The organism is Arthrobacter sp. UYEF36 (assembly GCF_040547025.1).
Classification (GTDB): Bacteria; Actinomycetota; Actinomycetes; order Actinomycetales; family Micrococcaceae; genus Arthrobacter.
Map to the genome: position 1 here is coordinate 172,498 of NZ_JBEPOX010000005.1, position 17,913 is coordinate 190,410.

General features: G+C 66.6%; 16 protein-coding genes. 4 read left to right on the top strand and 12 right to left on the bottom strand.

What is annotated here, in order from left to right; genetic code table 11:
* Positions 1 to 20: 20 nt before the first annotated feature.
* The 5 genes from ABIB29_RS09885 to ABIB29_RS09905 all read right to left on the bottom strand — a co-directional run bounded on the left by ABIB29_RS09885 (position 21) and on the right by ABIB29_RS09905 (position 6,153).
* Entirely contained in the window at positions 21 to 1,538 is a 1,518-nt protein-coding gene (locus tag ABIB29_RS09885; RefSeq protein ID WP_354172316.1) for a CoA-acylating methylmalonate-semialdehyde dehydrogenase, read from the bottom strand.
* A 49-nt stretch (positions 1,539 to 1,587) separates the two neighbouring features.
* Entirely contained in the window at positions 1,588 to 3,516 is a 1,929-nt protein-coding gene (gene iolD, locus ABIB29_RS09890; protein WP_354172318.1) for a 3D-(3,5/4)-trihydroxycyclohexane-1,2-dione acylhydrolase (decyclizing), read from the bottom strand.
* A gap of 39 nt (positions 3,517 to 3,555) precedes the next feature.
* Positions 3,556 to 4,533, bottom strand: a complete 978-nt coding sequence (locus ABIB29_RS09895; RefSeq protein WP_354172320.1) for a Cgl0159 family (beta/alpha)8-fold protein — start codon at positions 4,531 to 4,533, stop codon at positions 3,556 to 3,558.
* Positions 4,530 to 5,531: a 5-dehydro-2-deoxygluconokinase gene (gene iolC / locus ABIB29_RS09900; protein ID WP_354172322.1), complete on the bottom strand. Its 1,002-nt coding sequence runs from the start codon at positions 5,529 to 5,531 to the stop codon at positions 4,530 to 4,532. The genes ABIB29_RS09895 and iolC overlap by 4 nt, the downstream gene beginning before the upstream one ends.
* 217 nt (positions 5,532 to 5,748) lie before the next feature.
* Complete coding sequence (locus ABIB29_RS09905) at positions 5,749 to 6,153, bottom strand: tautomerase family protein (RefSeq protein ID WP_354172324.1); 405 nt, start codon at positions 6,151 to 6,153, stop codon at positions 5,749 to 5,751.
* A gap of 268 nt (positions 6,154 to 6,421) precedes the next feature.
* Here ABIB29_RS09905 and ABIB29_RS09910 point away from each other — a divergent pair, with 268 nt between their 5' ends.
* Both ABIB29_RS09910 and ABIB29_RS09915 read left to right on the top strand, forming a co-directional pair.
* Entirely contained in the window at positions 6,422 to 6,784 is a 363-nt protein-coding gene (locus tag ABIB29_RS09910; protein WP_354172453.1) for an ArsR/SmtB family transcription factor, read from the top strand.
* Complete coding sequence (locus tag ABIB29_RS09915) at positions 6,781 to 7,263, top strand: SRPBCC family protein (RefSeq protein WP_354172326.1); 483 nt, start codon at positions 6,781 to 6,783, stop codon at positions 7,261 to 7,263. Before ABIB29_RS09910 ends, ABIB29_RS09915 begins: the two co-directional genes overlap by 4 nt.
* 169 nt (positions 7,264 to 7,432) lie before the next feature.
* Here ABIB29_RS09915 and sucD read toward each other — a convergent pair whose 3' ends face one another.
* From sucD to ABIB29_RS09945, 6 genes are all read right to left on the bottom strand, one after another.
* Positions 7,433 to 8,335, bottom strand: a complete 903-nt coding sequence (gene sucD / locus ABIB29_RS09920) for a succinate--CoA ligase subunit alpha (protein ID WP_307463597.1) — start codon at positions 8,333 to 8,335, stop codon at positions 7,433 to 7,435.
* A 12-nt stretch (positions 8,336 to 8,347) separates the two neighbouring features.
* Positions 8,348 to 9,517 carry an ADP-forming succinate--CoA ligase subunit beta gene (gene sucC / locus ABIB29_RS09925; RefSeq protein ID WP_354172327.1) on the bottom strand — a complete coding sequence of 390 codons (1,170 nt, stop codon included), beginning with the start codon at positions 9,515 to 9,517 and terminating at the stop codon, positions 8,348 to 8,350.
* 225 nt (positions 9,518 to 9,742) lie between these two features.
* The gene (locus ABIB29_RS09930; RefSeq protein WP_354172329.1) at positions 9,743 to 10,450 is read right to left on the bottom strand and encodes a hypothetical protein; all 708 of its coding nucleotides are present in this window, start codon (positions 10,448 to 10,450) and stop codon (positions 9,743 to 9,745) included.
* A gap of 40 nt (positions 10,451 to 10,490) precedes the next feature.
* Positions 10,491 to 11,825: a glycosyltransferase gene (locus tag ABIB29_RS09935; protein ID WP_354172331.1), complete on the bottom strand. Its 1,335-nt coding sequence runs from the start codon at positions 11,823 to 11,825 to the stop codon at positions 10,491 to 10,493.
* Between the two features lie 8 nt (positions 11,826 to 11,833).
* Complete coding sequence (pcrA, locus tag ABIB29_RS09940; protein WP_502915590.1) at positions 11,834 to 14,347, bottom strand: DNA helicase PcrA; 2,514 nt, start codon at positions 14,345 to 14,347, stop codon at positions 11,834 to 11,836.
* Positions 14,348 to 14,575: 228 nt separating this feature from the next.
* Positions 14,576 to 15,433, bottom strand: coding sequence for an inositol monophosphatase family protein (locus tag ABIB29_RS09945; RefSeq protein WP_354172333.1), 858 nt, complete (start codon positions 15,431 to 15,433; stop codon positions 14,576 to 14,578).
* A gap of 100 nt (positions 15,434 to 15,533) precedes the next feature.
* Here ABIB29_RS09945 and ABIB29_RS09950 point away from each other — a divergent pair, with 100 nt between their 5' ends.
* Positions 15,534 to 16,187: a hypothetical protein gene (locus tag ABIB29_RS09950; RefSeq protein WP_354172335.1), complete on the top strand. Its 654-nt coding sequence runs from the start codon at positions 15,534 to 15,536 to the stop codon at positions 16,185 to 16,187.
* 200 nt (positions 16,188 to 16,387) lie between these two features.
* On the opposite strand, the gene ABIB29_RS09955 is transcribed toward ABIB29_RS09950, so the two are convergent.
* A complete protein-coding gene (locus ABIB29_RS09955; protein ID WP_354172336.1) occupies positions 16,388 to 17,413 on the bottom strand; it encodes a hypothetical protein in 1,026 nt (341 codons plus the stop codon).
* A 211-nt stretch (positions 17,414 to 17,624) separates the two neighbouring features.
* Here ABIB29_RS09955 and ABIB29_RS09960 point away from each other — a divergent pair, with 211 nt between their 5' ends.
* Positions 17,625 to 17,852 carry a hypothetical protein gene (locus tag ABIB29_RS09960; RefSeq protein ID WP_354172337.1) on the top strand — a complete coding sequence of 76 codons (228 nt, stop codon included), beginning with the start codon at positions 17,625 to 17,627 and terminating at the stop codon, positions 17,850 to 17,852.
* Positions 17,853 to 17,913: the final 61 nt, after the last annotated feature.

The window sequence follows — 17,913 nt, forward strand, 5'->3', positions numbered from 1 at the left end:
GTGTCTTTCTTGGTCGGGTGCTAGTTGGACGGGAAGTTGTAGGAGGCGCCGGAGGCGTGGGTGGGTTCGGGCCAGCGTGAGGTGACCACCTTGCCGCGGGTGTAGAAGGACACGCCCTCCGGACCGTACATGTGCTTGTCGCCGAAGAGCGAGGCCTTCCAGCCGCCGAAGGAGTGGTATGCCACCGGCACGGGCAGCGGCACGTTGATGCCGATCATGCCCACGGTGACGGAGCGCTGGAACTTGCGGGCGTTGGCGCCGGAGGAGGTGAAGATGGCGGTGCCGTTGCCGTAGGGGTTGGCGTTGATCAGCGCAATGCCGGCGTCCAGGTCCTCGACGCGGACCACCACGAGGACGGGGCCGAAGATTTCCTCGCTGTAGGCGGTCATGTCGGTCTTGACGTGGTCCAGGACGGTGGGGCCGACCCAGAAGCCGTCCTCGTGGCCGGGGACGACGAGGTCGCGGCCGTCCACCACCATCGCGGCTCCGGCGGCTTCGGCTTCGGTGACGATCCGTTCGATCCGGTCTTTGGACGCCGGGGTGATGACCGGGCCCATTTCGGCGTCGGGCACGGTGCCGTTGTTGACCTTGACGGCGAGGGCGCGCTCCTGAACCTTCTTGACCAGCAGGTCGGCGGCCTCACCGACGGCGACGGCGACCGAGATGGCCATGCAGCGTTCCCCGGCGGAACCGAAGGCGGCGGCGGCGAGGTGGTCGGCGGCGTTGTCGAGATCGGCGTCGGGCATGATGATGGCGTGGTTCTTCGCCCCGCCCAGGGCCTGGACGCGCTTACCGTGGGCGGTGGCGGTCTCGTGGACGTACTGGGCGATCGGGGTGGAGCCGACGAAGGAGATGCCATCCACGTCCGGGTGGGTGAGGAGGCCCTCGACGGTTTCCTTGTCACCGTGCAGGACCTGGAAGACGCCGTCGGGCAGGCCCGCGTCCTTCCACAGCTTGGCGAGCAGCATCGAGGCGGAGGGGTCCCGCTCGGAGGGCTTGAGGATGAAGGCGTTGCCCGTGGCGATCGCCATCGGCGCCATCCAGAGCGGCACCATGACCGGGAAGTTGAACGGGGTGATGCCGGCGACGACGCCGAGCGGTTCGCGGAAGGAGAAGACGTCAATGCCGGTGGAGACCTGGTCCGAGTAGTCGCCCTTGAGCAGCTGCGGGATGCCGCAGGCGAATTCGATGACCTCCAGGCCGCGGCCGATCTCGCCCTTGGCGTCGGAGAGGACCTTGCCGTGCTCGGCGGTGATCAGTTCGGCGAGCTCGTCGACGTGGGCCGCGACGAGTTCGCGGAACTTGAACAGCACGGCGGTGCGCTTGGCGAGGGAGATGTCGCCCCAGCTGTCGGCGGCGGCGCGGGCGGCGGCGACGGTGGTGTCCAGGTCCGCCCGGTTGGCCAGCCGCAGCTGCGCGGAGACGGCGCCGGTGGCGGGGTTGTAAACCGGCTGGGTGCGGCTGCCGTCGCCGGCGGACTCGGCGCCGTTGATGAAGTGCCGGATGGTCGTGGTGGTGGTGAGGGTGGGGGTGCTCATGGGAATGTCCTTGGGGGTTTGGATGCCGGGGTGGCTCAGGGGGCCGGGGTCAGCCGAGCAGCTTGCGCTGCTGGCTCTTGTGGTCGATGTAGGTCTGGAAGGCCTGTTTGGTGGAGTCGAGCTCGGAGACCTGCGAGACCGGAACGTCCCACCAGGACTCGGAGCTGGGGGCGTCCAGCAGCGGGTCGGATTCGACATGGATGACGATCGGGCCGCCGCGTTCGGGGGCCGCCTTGGCATCCCGGACGGCCTGTTCGAGCTCCGCGATGACCTTCTCCCCCGGTTCGATCCGGATCACCTTCACGCCGAGGCTTTCGGCGTTCAGGGCCAGGTCCACGGGGAGCCGCTCGCCGTCGTCGAAGCTGTGGTGTTCCTCGTCGAGGGCGCGGTACTGGGTGCCGAAACGCTGCGAGCCGAGGGATTCGGAGAGCGAGCCGATCGAGGCGTAGCCGTGGTTCTGGATCAGGACCACGATCAGCTTGATCCGTTCGGCGACGGCGGTGACCAGTTCGGTGTGCATCATGAGGTAGGAACCGTCCCCCACCATCACGACGACGTCGCGCTGCGCCCCGCCCCTCGCGGCTTCCGCCAGCGCCGCGCGCTTGACGCCGAGGCCGCCGGGGATCTCGTAGCCCATGCAGGAGTATGCGTACTCAACGTGGTAGCCGAACGGGTCCCGGACGCGCCACATCTTGTGCAGGTCGCCCGGGAGGGACCCGGCGGCGCAGATGACCACGTCCTGGGCGTCCATGGCGCGGTGCGTGGCGCCGATGATCTCGTTCTGGGCTGGCAGCGGGGTTGACCGGGTGTCAAAGGCCTCATCCACGGTCGCGTCCCAGCGGGTCTTTTCGGCCGCGATCCGCTGTTCGAGGTCGGCGCCGATCCGGTAGCCGCCGAGGGCCTGGTTCAGCTTGACCAGGGCCTTCCGGGCGTCGGCGACGATCGGCAGGGAGGTGCCGTGCTTGTAAGCGTCGATCGCGGCGACGTTGATGTTGATGAACTTCACGCCCGGGTTCTGGAACGCGGTCCGGGACGCGGTGGTGAAGTCCTCGTAGCGGGTGCCGATCCCGATGATGAGGTCCGCTTCGGCGGCGATGGCGTTGGCCGCCGTTGTACCGGTGGAGCCGATCGCGCCGAGGGAGAACTTGTGGTCCCAGGGCAGGACGCCGACGCCGGCCTGGGTGTTGCCCACCGGGATGCCGGTCAGCCCGACGAACTTCGCGAGTTCCTCGTTGGCGTAGGCGTAGAGGACGCCGCCGCCGGCGATGATGAGCGGGCGCTTGGCGGCGCGGATGGCTTCGGCGGCGCGGCGGATGTCCTCATCGTCGGCGTCCGGGCGGCGGATGCGCCATTCGCGTTCGGCGAGGAATTCCTCGGGCACGTCGAAGGCCTCGGCCTGGACGTCCTGGGGCAGCGAGATGGTGACGGCGCCGGTCTCGGCCGGGTCCGTCAGCACCCGGAGCCCGTGGTGGAAGGCGGAGAACAGCTGCTCGGGCCGGCAGACGCGGTCAAAGAACTTGGACAGCGGCCGGAACGCGTCGTTGACGGTGATGTCGTAGCCGTGGGGCTGCTCGAGCTGCTGCAGGACGGGGTCCGCGGCGCGGGTGGCGAAGGTGTCGCTCGGCAGCAGGAGCACGGGCAACCGGTTGGTGGTGGCCAGGGCAGCGCCGGTGAGCAGGTTCGAGGAACCCGGGCCGATCGAGGTGCTGATCGCGAAGGTCTGGCGGCGGCGGGTGTGCCGGGCGTAGCCGACGGCCTGGTGCGCCTGGGCCTGTTCGTTCCGGCCCTGGTAGTACGGCATGATCGTCGGATCGAGCTGCTGGTACTGCTTGAGGGCCTGGCCGACGCCGGCGACGTTGCCGTGGCCGAAGATGCCGAAAGTGCCCGGGATCAGCCGTTCGCGGTAGTCCTGGCCGCCGATCGAATCGACGGTGTACTGCTGGGACAGGTATTCGACGACCGCCTGGGCGACGGTCATTCTGCGTGTTCCTGAGGCAGTTTTCATAACCATGGGATGTTACTCCGATACTTCTGCTGCGCGGGATGCGGTGCGGGTGGATGCGGTGCGTGTGGATGCGGTGTGGTGCAGCAGCGAGGCGGCGGTTGCCACAGCCCCGGCCACGTCGCCGTCGTGCGGGTAGAGCAGGGTCCGGCCGACGGTGAGTCCCTGGACGCCCGGCAGCGCGAGGGCTGCTTCCCAGCTCGCAAAGACGTCGTCCTGGCTGCTGTCCGGGTCGCCGCCGAGGAGCACGGTGGGCATGGTGGTGGCCGCCATGACGCGTTCCATGTCTGCCACCACCGGGAGCTTCATCCAGGTGTAGGCGCTGGTGGAGCCAAGGCCTTCGGCGATCGCGACGGATTTGATGACGGCGTTGGTGGAGAGGTCGTTGCGGACCTTGCCGTTCTCCCAGACGGACAGGAACGGCTCCACCATCGCGATGAGCTTGCGCTGGGCGAGAGAATCGATCGCCTTGGCGGTCGCTTCAAGGGTGGCGACGGTGTCCGGGTCGCCGAGGCAGATGCGCGTGAGCATCTTGCCGCCGTCGGCTCCCAGCGCTTCGAGCGCGGCAGCAGTGTGGCCCGTGAAGCGGTCATCGAGTTCATTGACCAGGCCGGTGAGCCCGCCGCGGTTCATCGAGCCGAAGAGCAGCTTGCCGTCCAGGGCCCCGAGCAGGAGCAAGTCGTCCATGATGTCCGGGGAGGCCAGCACGCCGTCGACGTCGGGGTTTGCCAGGGCGATCTGCAGGCGGTCCAGGAGCTGGCGGCGGTCGGCCATGGCTACAGGGTCGCTGCCGACGGCGAGCGCGCCGCGGGCCGGGTGGTCGGCGGCGACGATGAAGTTCTGTTTGCCGGCCTTCACGCCGGGGTGGAGGCGGCGGGCCTTCGCGGCGCGGGCGACCGCGTCGGGATCCTCGAGCCGGATGACGCTCAGGTGTTCGTAGCGGCGGGGATCATCGTCCACCGCAACGGTGGCGGCGGCGGGGTTGACACTCACAGTGTTGCTCCTTCGGTGGCGTAGGTGCCCGGCACGAGGCGGCCGCGTTCGGCGAGCAGGCCGGTGACCTCGTCCGGCGTCGGCATCGCATCAGCACAGGACAGCCGGGAGGCGACAAGCGCGCCGGCGGCGTTGGCGAAGTCGAGGACCTGGGCGAGCGGCCAGCCGGAGAGCAGCCCGTGGCAGAACGCCCCGCCGAAAGAGTCGCCGGCACCCAGGCCGTTGACGGTTTCCACCGGCACCGGGGCGGAGACGACGCGTTCGGTGCGGGTCTTGGCCATCACGCCTTCCGGGCCGAGCTTGACGACGGCGATCTCGACGCCGGCCGCGAGCAGCCGGTCCGCCTGTTCGTCCGGGGTGCCTTCGCCCACGGCGACGGCGCATTCCTTGTCGTTGCCGATGGCCACGGTGACGTGCGGAAGGATCCTGGCGACCTGATCCCGGGCTTCGGCTTCGGAGGCCCAGAACATCGGCCGGTAGTCGAGGTCCAGGATGGTGAACTGGCCGGGCTTCAGCCCGGCTCGGGGCCGGGCCTCGTGGGCCGTGAGGTGGGCGGTCCGGCTGGGTTCCTGGCAGAGTCCGGTGACCGTCGACCAGAAGATTCCGGCGTCCCTGATGGCGTCCAGGTCCAGTTCCTCGGCCTTGATCTGCAGGTCCGGGGCCGTGGGGAAGCGTCCGTAGAAGTAGAGCGGGAAGTCCTCGGGCGGCTTGATCGCGCAGAACGTGACCGCCGTGGGCCATTCCTTGACCGCGGTGACGAAGGAATCGTCCACGTTGAACTTGCGCAGTTCGCGGTGCAGGTAGTTGCCGAAGGCGTCGTCGCCAGTGCGGGTAATGACAGCGCTGCGGCGGCCGTGGCGGGCCGCGGCGACTGCCACGTTGGATGGTGATCCGCCAAGGTACTTTCCGAAGGACGTGACATCCTCCAGATCCACCCCGATGTCGTTCGGGTAGATATCAACGCTGATGCGCCCGATCGTGAGCAGTTCGTGGGTCACGGTGATCGCGGACCTTTCTGGTGTGAACTCGGTACCTTTGCGCAGCCTGAGCTTCGGTGCTTAGCAAGCCGGCGTGAGCCGGGCCACATCCACTACTTTGCCCTAGAATCTATGTACTGTCAAAGGTTTGTACTGACATATTTACAACATGACACAGAGGGTCTGAATGTCTCCGCGGTGCGGCCGCCGTGGCGTGCAGCAGGCGCGCACCGGCGGGCTACTTGCTGGGGACGCCGAGCTCGCCGGTGACGTACTGCGCCCGGCCGAACGCGAAGGACCAGTCCCCCGCGGAGTTCTCGACGTAGCCAATGAAGACATCCTCGCCGTCGACTCCAATGGCGGCCAGCTTCTCCGCAATGGCGGCAAACAGGGACTGCTTGGCTTCCTGGCTGCGCCCGGCCTGGGTGAAAATCTGGATCATCACCACATCCGGCGTCCGCTCGAAGCCGAGGCCGGCGTCCTGGGCCAGGATCTGACCCGCGGGATGTTCGGTCAGGACATGAAAGTAGTCCCGCTCCGGAATGCCATATTCGGCCACGATGGCGCGGTGGATTCCCCGGCTGAGCGCCTGGAGCTGCTCCGGAGTCCGGCCCTGGTTGACGTCGATTCGCACGAGAGGCACTCGCTACTCCTTCATTAGTTTGTCCTGACATACTAACAAAGCCTAGCCTGGCGAAGCAAGACAATACAGCAACGCGGGGTCACGTCACGCCCATCCCGGGGTGTGGGATGGGCGTGAGGTGACCCCGCGTTGGACTCTTGCGCAGACCTCATGCCAGGCGTAGCGTTAACAACCTAAAGGTTGATCAATGAAGTGGTTGATCACCGGTCACTGCCAGTGGAGCAGCAGAAAGACACTGCCGGATCCGGGACGGGAGGTGAGGCACCCGGTGGACGAACGCGACGACGATCAGCTCGACTCGGCCTTTCTGGCCCTCGCCGACCCGGTCCGCCGCCGCATCATCTCCCGGCTCAGCCGGGGTCCGGCCACCGTGAATGACTTGGCGGAACCTTTCGCGATCACCAAGCAGGCGGTCTCGAAACACATCCAGGTCCTCGAGCAGGCGCAGCTGGTCACGCGCACCCGTGACGCCCAGCGCCGGCCCGTCCACCTGAACCCCGCACGGCTGGAGGCGCTCACCGCATGGATCGACCAGTACCGGCTGGTCCGCGAGGAGCAGTTCCGCAGCCTGGACGCCGTGCTCCAATCAAACGCCGCGGCACGCGGCACGCAGGCAAAGGACCCATCATGACCAACGCCCTGAAACTCAGTGTTCCGGAGGGGCTGCCCTTTATCGACGTCGAGCGGGACTTCGATTTTCCCGTCGCCGATGTCTTCCGGGCCCACAAGGAACGCGAACTCGTCGCCCAGTGGCTCGGGCCGCGCCGGCTGGGGATGGACATCGACCACTACGATTTCCGCACCGGCGGCAGCTACCGCTACACCCACGTCGGTCCGGACGGCGCCCGCTACGGCTTCAGCGGCCTCTTCCACACGGTCCGGGAAAACGATTTCGCCATCCAGACCTTTGAGTTCGACGGCTACCCTGACGTGGTCAGCATCGAATTCCTGACCTTCGAGGATCTTGGCGGCGGCCGCACCCGGCTGACGGCCCACGCGGTCTACCCCAGCATGGAAGCACGCGACGGCATGGCACAGTCCGGCATGGAGGACGGGCTGTCCGAAGGCTACGAGCGGCTCGATGAACTCCTGGCCGGCGCCAAAGTCTGAGGCCCGGCGTCGGTGAAACGGCTAGAGCACGACGGCGGCAGGCCACCTCCCCGGGGAAGGTGGCCCGCCGCCGTCGTGCTTAAAGAAACAACGCGGGGTCACTTCGCGCCCATCCCAGCGAGTGGGATGGACCGTAGGTGACCCCGCGTTGTGCGGTGGTGCTTCGGCCCTAGAGGGTTGCGAAGACCTCGCGCAGGAGCTTGGCGGTCTCGGACGGCGTCTTGCCGACCTTGACTCCGGCAGCCTCGAGGGCTTCCTTCTTGGCCTGTGCGGTGCCCGCGGAGCCCGAGACGATGGCGCCTGCGTGGCCCATGGTCTTGCCTTCCGGGGCGGTGAAGCCTGCGACGTAGCCAACAACCGGCTTCGTGACGTGTGCCTTGATGTAATCGGCGGCACGCTCCTCGGCGTCGCCGCCGATTTCGCCGATCATCACGATCGCCTTGGTCTCCGGGTCAGCTTCGAAGGCTTCGAGAGCATCAATGTGGGTGGTGCCGATGACCGGGTCTCCGCCGATGCCGATGGCGGTGGAGAAGCCCAGGTCGCGCAGTTCGTACATCATCTGGTAGGTCAGGGTGCCCGACTTGGAGACGAGGCCAATGGGGCCCTTGCCCGTGATGTTGGCCGGGGTGATGCCCACCAGGGCTTCGCCGGGGGTGATGATGCCGGGGCAGTTCGGTCCGATGATGCGCGTGACCTGCTTGCCGTTGGCGTCGACCTTGGACTGTGCCAGGGCCCAGAACTCGGCAGAGTCCTGAACCGGCACGCCTTCGGTGATGACAACGACCAGGCCGATGCCGGCCTCGATGGCCTCAACGACGGCGTCCTTGGTGAATGCCGGGGGGACGAAGACGATGGAGACGTCAGCGCCGGTCTCGGCCATGGCTTCCTTGACGGTGCCGAAGACGGTGATCTCGGTGTCGCCGTGCAGGACCGTCGAGCCGGCCTTGCGGGCGTTGACGCCGCCGACCACGTTGGTGCCGGCCTTCAGCATCAGGGCGGTGTGCTTGGTGCCTTCGCCGCCGGTGATGCCCTGGACGATGACCTTGGAGTCCTTGTTCAGATAAATAGACATAGTCGAGTCCCTCTACTTCGCTGCGTTGGCGAGCTCGGCAGCCTTGTCGGCGCCCTCGTCCATGGTGGCGGCCAGGGTAACCAGCGGGTGGTTCGCCTCGGCCAGGATGCGGCGGCCTTCCTCAACGTTGTTGCCGTCGAGGCGGACTACCAGCGGCTTGTTCGCGGAGTGGCCCAGCTCGGCCAGGGCACCGACGATGCCCTTGGCGACGGCGTCACAGGCGGTGATGCCGCCGAAGACGTTGACGAAGACGGACTTGACCTGCGAGTCGCCCAGGATGACGTCGAGGCCTGCTGCCATGACCTCGGCGGAAGCTCCACCGCCGATGTCCAGGAAGTTGGCCGGCTTGACGTTGCCGTGGTTCTCGCCGGCGTAAGCAACGACGTCGAGGGTGGACATAACCAGTCCGGCACCGTTGCCGATGATGCCCACGGAGCCGTCCAGCTTGACGTAATTGAGGTCCTGCGCCTTGGCCTTGGCCTCGAGCGGGTCAGCAGCGTCCTTGTCTTCAAGGTGGGCGTGCTTGGGGTGGCGGAAGCCGGCGTTCTCGTCGAGGGAGACCTTGCCGTCGAGGGCAACGACGTCACCGGCGCCGGTCAGGACCAGCGGGTTGACCTCCACGAGGGTGGCGTCTTCCTTCTTGAAAACGTCCCAGAGCTTCAGGATAACGCTGGCGACCTTGCCGCGCAGTTCCTCGGCGAAGCCTGCAGCGGCGACGATTTCGTCGGCCTTGGCCTGGTCGATGCCGACGGCCGGGTCGATGGCGATCTTGGCCAGGGCGTCGGGGCGCTCAACGGCGAGCTGCTCGATTTCCATGCCGCCTTCTACCGAGCACATAGCCAGGTAGTTGCGGTTGGCCCGGTCCAGAAGAACGGAGAAGTAGTATTCCTCGGCGATGTCCGCACCCTGGGCGATCATCACGCGGTGGACGGTGTGACCCTTGATGTCCATCCCGAGGATGTTGGTGGAGTGTTCAAACGCCTCGTCAGCGGTCTTGGCGACCTTGACGCCGCCGGCTTTGCCGCGGCCTCCGGCCTTGACCTGCGCCTTTACGACAGTTACGCCGCCAATTTTCTCGGCAGCTGCCTTTGCTTCTTCAGGGGTGTGCGCCACGATGCCAGCAAGCACGGGTACACCGTGCGCCTCGAACATATCGCGCGCCTGGTATTCAAACAGGTCCACGGTTTAGTGTCCTTCTACGTCGAAGTAGTTTCTGTACAGCCGGACCCCACGTTATCGCGGTTACCGGGCTGCGGAATAAACGCACCCTGCGACTGGCTTGGAAACGAGCCACACGGCGCAATGCTCCTCTTTCGAACTCTAGCCCTTCCTTGGGAGGAGCCTGTCCCAGAGTACCCGTTATGTGAGTAAGGACACTATTCTATTGAGCGTAGAAAAACCGCTAGATTACGGGGTTTTTGGGGCGTTCGAAGACCCCTGGGTGGCTGGTTTCCCGGCGTCGGAGATCAGTTCGTAACTCTCACGTGACACGAAGAACGCGACGCCGGCGGAGACATTTCCGCAGGCGACTCCGCCGTTGTAGGCCGAGCAGCGCAGTCCGTTGCGCTCCAGGTTCTTGCCCTCGTCGAGGACGGGCAGCTGGGATATCAGACCCTTCCGGCTTCCCTTGGGCCCGAATTCGGCTTCCTGTTGTGTGACGCCGGAGCGGCATTCGCCGTAGCCGGCGCGCTCCGGGGTGAGCAGCGCGGCGCCGCCGAGGTAGCCCAGTCCCGTCCCGCCGCAGTCTTCGGTGATGTCCTTCGCGTCCGGGGCCGGGTAGGCCGCCAGTTCGCAGTGCGCCACCGGGACGGTCGCCAGCTTGTTGTTCGCCGGGTCCGCATACCCGTTCTGCTCATACGGCAGGTTCACGTGCTCGCCGCGGGCCGAGGTCAGGGAGCAGACCACGTTCCGGTCGGCGGTGACAAAGCTGAGAATGTCCTGGCCGACGGCGTACATGGCCGTGTCCGCGAGGGGTGCCTGCATGAGCTGCTCGAGGGCAGGCAGCGGTGCGGGCGGGACATAGTCCGGGTCCTTCTGCGTGACGGTGCACGCCGTGGCCACCAGCAGGATGAGGGCGGCAGGGATCCCCAGAAGTGTCCGTCGCATGCGCTCCATTATGCCTGCCGGGATGCCGGGCGGTTTCCGGCCGGCGGTGTCAGCCCCCGACGCCGGGTGTCCCGCCGGCGGCAACCACGGCTTTGATGACCTCGACGGCGGCGCCGACGCTGTCTTCCGCTTCGAACTGCCCGCGCATCGCCTGCGCCCGTTCCCGCCAGGCCGGATCGCCCAGCACGGTGTCGACGGCGGAGCGGATCGCTGCGGCCTTGGGTGTCTCGGTCTTCAGGTTCACCCCGACGCCGGCGTACTCCACCCGGGCGTTGACGTCGCTCTTGCCCTCGTTGAGTCCCGCCGTCACGAGGGGAACGCCGTGGGAAAGGCTCAGCAGCACCCCGCCGAACCCGCCGTTGGTGACAAAAACGTCCGTGGAGGGAAAGACCCGGGCGAAGTCGACGTAGTCCTCGACGACGACGTTGGGCTGCGGATACCGCCGCCTCAGTTCTTCGGTGTTCGCACCGCCGGTCGCCACGACGATGAGGGAATCCGTGTCCTTCAGCGCCTCGATAGTGGGGATCATCAGCTTGGCCGGGTCCCGGTTGTCAACGGTCCCCTGGGTGACGACGACGGTCCGGCGGTAGGCACCGGCGGCCGTCGGAGGCTGTTGCCCGGCTGGAGCTGCGGTGGCGTCCGGACCGACGTCGGCTCCCGCCCGGTGGGGCAGCAGGGCACCGACGTAGTGGACTTTCGGGTTGATGTTCCGCCGCGGGAAATCCAGCGACGCGGTGCCCGTCTGGATGATCGCGTGCGACCACCGGTAGGTCTCGTCGGTGATCGGGGTCCCCTTGGGGGTCTCAAGACCGTAGCCCTGCAGTTGCCGCGCGTAGCTGGCCCGCGCCGGTTTGGTGACGAGCTGGTCCGAGACCAGCCGGGCGCCGGCATGGAGGATCTTGTGGGCCGGGGTCCGCGCCGGGGCGAAGCCGAAGAACAAGGGGGGCACCAGCGGATCGCTTTCCATATTGCCGATGGCGACGAAGCTGACCACCGGTTTGCCCAGCACCACGGCGACGAGCCGCTGGATGAACATGCTGTTGTCCATCACGACGGCGTCGAACGGGAAACGCTGGTGCACGTCCCTGATGTCCTCGAAGAAATTGGTGACGTTGCTGGCGAAGATCCGTTCCCCGTCGAACCTGATGGCCATCGGCCCCTTGAGCTTGGCGCGCTGCGGGTAGAGCTCGTTGAGGTTGTCCCCGGTGTGCTCAATCGCGCGGTCGAACGGATAGTGCGGGATGCCCAGCTCGTTCAGTCTGCCGGCGAGCGTGCTGCCGGTGTACCAGCCGACGTCGTGGCCCTCGTCCTTCAAGCGGACGCCGATGCCGGTCATGGGGTTGAAGTGTCCGGCGATGGCCTGGCTCGCCAGCAAGACTTTCATGCCTGAGTTTAGGCGTCGAGCTTGGTCAGCGGGGCGTACCGGAGCAGGAGCCGCTTCTCGCCGACGCTGAACGTCACCTTCGCGACCGTTTTGTCCCCCGCACCCTCGACGGCCAGCACGGTGCCGTTGCCGAAGCTCGTGTGGTTGACCTTGTCGCCCACGCTGACGGCGACGATTTCCTTCTGCGGCTGCACGCGGTTCTTGGCGATGGCGGCGGGAACATCCGCGTTGAAACCGGCGGACGGGCTGGCCTCGGCCCCCCGGGCGGTGCCGGCTCCCCAGAAGGATCCGCCGTACCGGCTGGAGCCGATGGAGGCGCCGCCGCCCCAGCCGCCGGCCTGGCGGGTGGAGCCTTCGCGCTTCCACTCCACCAGTTCGGCGGGGATTTCCTCGATGAACTGGCTGGCGGGGTTGTACTGGCTCTGGCCCCACATGCTGCGCACCTCGGAGCGGGTCAGGTAAAGGCGTTTCCGTGCCCGGGTCAGGCCCACGTACGCCAGCCGGCGTTCCTCGGCCAGCTCCTTGGGGTCGGTGGCGGAGCGCTGGTGCGGGAACAGACCGTGCTCCATGCCGGTCAGGAACACCACCGGGAACTCCAGCCCCTTGGCGGTGTGCAGGGTCATCAGGGTGACGACGCCGAGCCGTTTGGCTTCGGCGACGGCGGCGGCCAGCTGGTCGGGGGACCCAGCCGGGGCGTCGGGGATCTGGTCGGCGTCGGCGACGAGGGAGACCCCTTCCAGGAAGGCGCCGAGCGAACCCTCGGGGTTGTCGCGCTCGTATTCACGCACGACGGCGACGAGTTCCGCGAGGTTCTCCACCCGTGACTCGTCCTGCGGGTCGGTGCTGGAGCGAAGGGTTGCGAGGTAGCCGGTCTGTTCCAGGACGGCTTCCAGGGCAGCGGCCGCGCCGGAGCCGGAGGCCACCTCGGCGAGGTCGTCGAGGAGTTTCACAAAGCCCTGGACTGCGTTGACGGAACGGGTGGCCATGCCGGGGGCCTCGTCGGCGCGGCGGGCCGCTGCCATAAACGAGATCCGGTCGCGCTGCGCGAGGGAGGCCACGGCGCCCTCGGCCCGGTCGCCGATGCCGCGTTTGGGCTCGTTCAGGATGCGGCGCAGGTTGACGTCGTCGTCCGGGTTGACCAGCACCCGCAGGTAGGCGAGCGCGTCCTTGATTTCCTTGCGCTCGTAGAACCGGGTGCCGCCGACCACCTTGTACGGGAGTCCGACCCGGACCAGGACATCCTCGATCGAGCGGGATTGGGCGTTGGTGCGGTAGAAGATGGCGACGTCGCCGGGGCGCAGATCGCCCTCGTCCTGCAGGCGGTCGATTTCCTTGGCGATGAACTGGGCTTCGTCGTGCTCGTTCTCGCCGACATAGCCGACGATCTTCTCGCCGTCACCTTCCGCGGTCCACAGCCGCTTCTCCGGCCGGTTGGGGTTGCGGGAGATGACCGAGTTGGCGGCACTGAGAATGGTCTGGGTGGAGCGGTAGTTCTGCTCAAGCTTGATGGTGCGGGCGTCCGGATAGTCCTTCTCGAATTCCACGATGTTGCGGATGTCGGCGCCGCGGAAGGCGTAGATGGACTGGTCCGAGTCGCCGACGACGGTCAGCTCGGCCGCGCCGGGGCCTTCACCGACGATCTCGCGCACGAGCGCGTACTGGGCGTGGTTGGTGTCCTGGTATTCGTCGACGAGGACGTGCCGGAAGCGGCGACGGTAGGACTCGGCGAGCGCAGGGAAGGCGCGGAACATGTAGACCGTCTCGGCGATCAGGTCATCGAAGTCCATGGCGTTGGCCTGGCGCAGCCGCTGCGTGTAGCCCTTGAACACCTCGGCGACGGCCTGTTCGAAGGGGTCGTTGTGGTTGGCGCTGGAGGAGTAACTGTCCGCGTCGATCAGTTCGTTCTTGAGCGCCGATATCTTGTGCTGGATCGCCTTGGGCGCGAAACGCTTCGGATCGAGGTCCAGGTTCTTGGCCACGAGCGTGATGAGGCGCAGCGAGTCCGCGGAGTCGTAGATGGAGAAATTGGAGTTCAGGCCGACGTTCTTGGCCTCGCGGCGCAGAATCCGGACGCAGGAGGAGTGGAACGTGGAGACCCACATGGTCTTGGCCCGGGCGCCAACCAGGGCTTCGACCCGCTCCCGCATTTCGGCGGCAGCCTTGTTAGTGAAGGTGATGGCCAGGATCTCGCCGTGGTGGGCGCGCCGTGTGGCGATCAGGTAGCCGATCCGGTTGCTGAGCACCCGGGTCTTGCCCGATCCGGCGCCGGCGACGATCAGCAGGGCGCTGCCGGCGTGCTTGACGGCTTCTTCCTGCTGCGGGTTCAGCCCCTCGAGGAGCTCGGCCGCGCCCGGGAGATGGTGGTCCCCCTCCCCTGCCGGGCTGCCCCCGTGGAGACCGTGGGGCCCGGAACTTCCCGCGGAGTGCAGGGTCGCCAGGCCCGTACCCGCAGGCATTTTCGTGCTCGCCGCCGTCTTCGAGGCAGCTTGGAAGGGTCCGTCGGCGTAGGGGTCAAACAACATATCCATGGTGTTAACAAGTCTAGGCGGTGCCGCTGACACCGGCGTCCGCCCCCTCGGGACATGCCCTCCCCCGCGCCCGGCCACTGGACATGATGTCCATATGTCCATTCCCCTCGGCCAAGAATGGACATGCCCCGCGGTGCGCCAAGCAAAGACTGGACATGCCCCGCGGTGCGCCAAGCAAAGACTGGACATGTCCCACGGGGCGGGGGTGTTAGGCGCCCGGATCTACCCTGCGGAGCCGGATTCCAGGGCGGCGCGGAGTTGCCGGACCGCCGTCGTACCTCCGGCGACGAACCAGTCGAGTCCGTTGACCCGGACGACGTCGGCGGCACCGCCGGCCGCCAGGACAATCGCCTTGCCCGGCAGCCAATCCCATTCCGGGCAGCTGTGCTGGAACCAACAGCCCAGTTCGCCGTCGGCCACCCGGCTGAGGTCGCAGGAGCCGGAGCCGAACATACGCAGCGCGGCAGCGGAGGTCGCGGCGGCGTGCCATGGCATGGCGCACATCGGGTCGGCGAGCCACGTGGGATGGATGTAGGTCGCGGCACCAAGTTCGGACAGGGGGATGTTTGAACGGCCTCCGCCCGGGATGCCGTCCGGCCCGAAGGTGGTCAGCCGTTCACCGTTGAGCGTCGAGGGACGGTCTGTTCCGCCGAGCCAGAGCTTGTCTTCCTCCGGCTGGAAGATCCCGCCGAGCAGCACGCCGGAGGAGTCCTTGAGGGCGATGGCGGAGCACCAGTAGGTGGAGCCGTGCAGGAAGTTGTAGGTCCCGTCGACGGGGTCGATCACCCAGGTCCTGCCGCTCGTGCCCGCCACGGAGGCGCCCTCTTCGCCGAGGATACCGTCGTCGGGCCGGCAGCGCTGGAGCTGTTCCAGCACGTAGGCCTCAGCGGCGTGGTCCGCGGCAGTGACGACGTCGGAGACGGATGTCTTTTGCCGGCCCTCCAGCCCGGCCTGCCGCATGAGCAGCGCCAGGGTTCCGGCCTCGCGCACAAGGGCCTCGGCGAGCTGGTAATCGTCCAGGGCGGGGTTGAGTTCAGCGGTGCTGTGCCGGCCGAGCCGGTGCTTTCCTAGTTCGGTCACGCGCTCCAGCCTATCGGCGCCGGCCGGCAGTGAACAGGCGGTAGTCCAGCCCTGTCGCGGCCCGCGGCGGCCTCCGGTCAGGAGGGGCGATAATGGAGCCATGGCCAAGACACCCGCACAGCGAATGAAGAAGCACGGCGCCAACGCAGTCATTCCCCAGCACCACCTGCCGTCGGTGATCAACCCCAGCACCAGCCGAACCCCGCAGAAGGCGCAGAACAACAGCAACCTGATCCTGATAGCCGGCGTCGTGGCGAGCCTGTTCCTGTTCTGGTATGTCCACCTGCTCACTCTGAACCAGCTGACCCAGCTCAGCGGGGGCATGGCCATGCCGGACTCCCTGGTTGGTGGCTTCGACCTGGGCTATGTGGAGCAACTGCGTCTCGCGATGGACGAGGCTGCCCGGGGTCAGCTCAACTACGTTCACAAGACGGCCGGCACTCTCTTCCCGCTGATCTTCGGCTTCACCTGGCTGCTGCTCATCGGCACGAACGTCGCACGCAAGGGCCTGCGCTGGGCGCTGTGGGCCGTGCCGCTGCTGTTCGCGGCGGTCCGGCTGTGGGGCAATGCGGCCATCGACTCGATGATGTCCGCAGACACCGTCGACGCCGGCCAGGTTGCCCTGGCATCCGGCCTTACCGTCGCAGGCTGGGTGCTGCTGGTGCTGAGCCTGGTGGTTGGCGGCGCCGCAGTGTTCCTGGGCCGCAAGCGCGCCTCGGCCGCGGCTCCCCCCGCGGGACATGCCCAGTCTTAGGCGCAGCCACTGGGCATAGTCCCGTTATGTCCATCCGTCGCGGATCCCGGAGGACATGCCCAACGGGTCCCCCGCTGGACATGCCCAGTCCTAGGCGCAGCGACTGGGCATAGTCCCGTTATGTCCATCCGTCGCGGAACCCGGAGGACATGGCCAACGCGAGGTCACAGGAGACAGGCGGGCAGAATTACCCAGCCGACTCATGCCTCGGCTGTCAGGTACTCCCGGACCTGATCCGCACGCTGCTGGGCGCCTGACGCCTCAAAGTGGTCGACTGCCAGAAGCAGGTTTTCCCGGGCCGCGTCGGGGTTGCCCGAGGCCGAAAACGCCCGGCCAAGCAACAGCCGGGCTTCACCAAGAATCTGCGGCAGGGTCGCATCGGCATCGGCACACACAGCCTGGAGCAGTTCGACAGCGGTTTGCGAATCTCCCGCCAGAAAACTCCAGTGACCGCGGTTGAGCTTCATTAGCAGGTAGTCGTTGGCGCTTCCACCGATGACGTCCGTGGCAAGCTCGGCCCGTTCGATACAGCGCAAGGTGTCGGCGTCTGCGACGTCCGCTGCGAGCCGCATGGCGGCGGACGCCTTGTTGAATTTCGCCCAGACGTCGAGGTTCCTTGCAGGGGAAAAGGTCGCCGCCGCAAGCTCGTGATATTCGAGACCCTCCTGCACTTTGTTGCAGAGGAATGCAACGTTACCGATAACCCAGTAGACCTTGCCGATCAGCTGGTCGTCGACTTCCGCGGAGACTACTTCCGCTAGTCCCAGACATTCTTCCCACGCCTCATCCAGCCTTCCACTGTCTGCCAGAGCTGCGATGAGGGCCTGGCGGGCCTTCACGTGGATCTCGACATCGTCGTCGTCCATCACCAGGAGGGATGCTGCCCGGGCTGCGTCTGCCGCCTCTTCCAGCAAGCCAGCACCCTGTCGGGCCTTGGCCACCAGAATGTAAGTGAGCGCCCTGGCCTGCGGTTCCATCGTGGACTGAGGCCCGCCAACCAAGTCGGAGGCAAGTGCTGCGCAGGCTTCAAATTCTTCCGCGTCCAGGAGATTCTCGGCTTGGACAAAAGTCATGTTCCACCAAGCATCCATATCGCCCTCACAACGGGCAATTTCGGCCGCTTCGTGGGCGCTGCTGGCTGCTTGAACAAAGGCATGGTTGGTCCGGTGCTCGTATGCGCGCAATTCGGCGGCGGCGTATAACGGCGAAGCGGAGTGCAATGGCATGACTCCATTATCCGTTGCCGCTGAGGCAGATCCGGCCACGCCACAAATGCAGGAGCCGCGCAGTTTTCACGCAGGAATCGATCAACATCGCGCGAATAACATGATTTTGTACGTGCGGCGTAGATTGTTCCCTTCACGGCGTGTCCTATGCCACTATACTGAACTCGCATCACATGAGTCTCAACAGCCACTTACGTATCAGGAGTCCTTCATGAAGAAACCTCTCGCAACACTCCTCGTCGCCGGTGCGCTGGCTGCAGCCGGTATGTCCGCAACCGCCGCCGTCTCGGCCGCCGGAAGCAACTCCGGTCAAGAATCCGTCGTGGCGGTGGGCTGGTGGCCGAACTCGAACCCGCAGGGTTCGCTCTCGGCAGTCGGTTGGTGGCCGAATTCGACTCCCAATGTTGGCTGGTGGCCGAACTCCACGCCGAGCGTCTAGGCTGGGACACACAACGAACGGCGGGTACTGGAAGGAAACTTCCGGTACCCGCCGTTCTTGC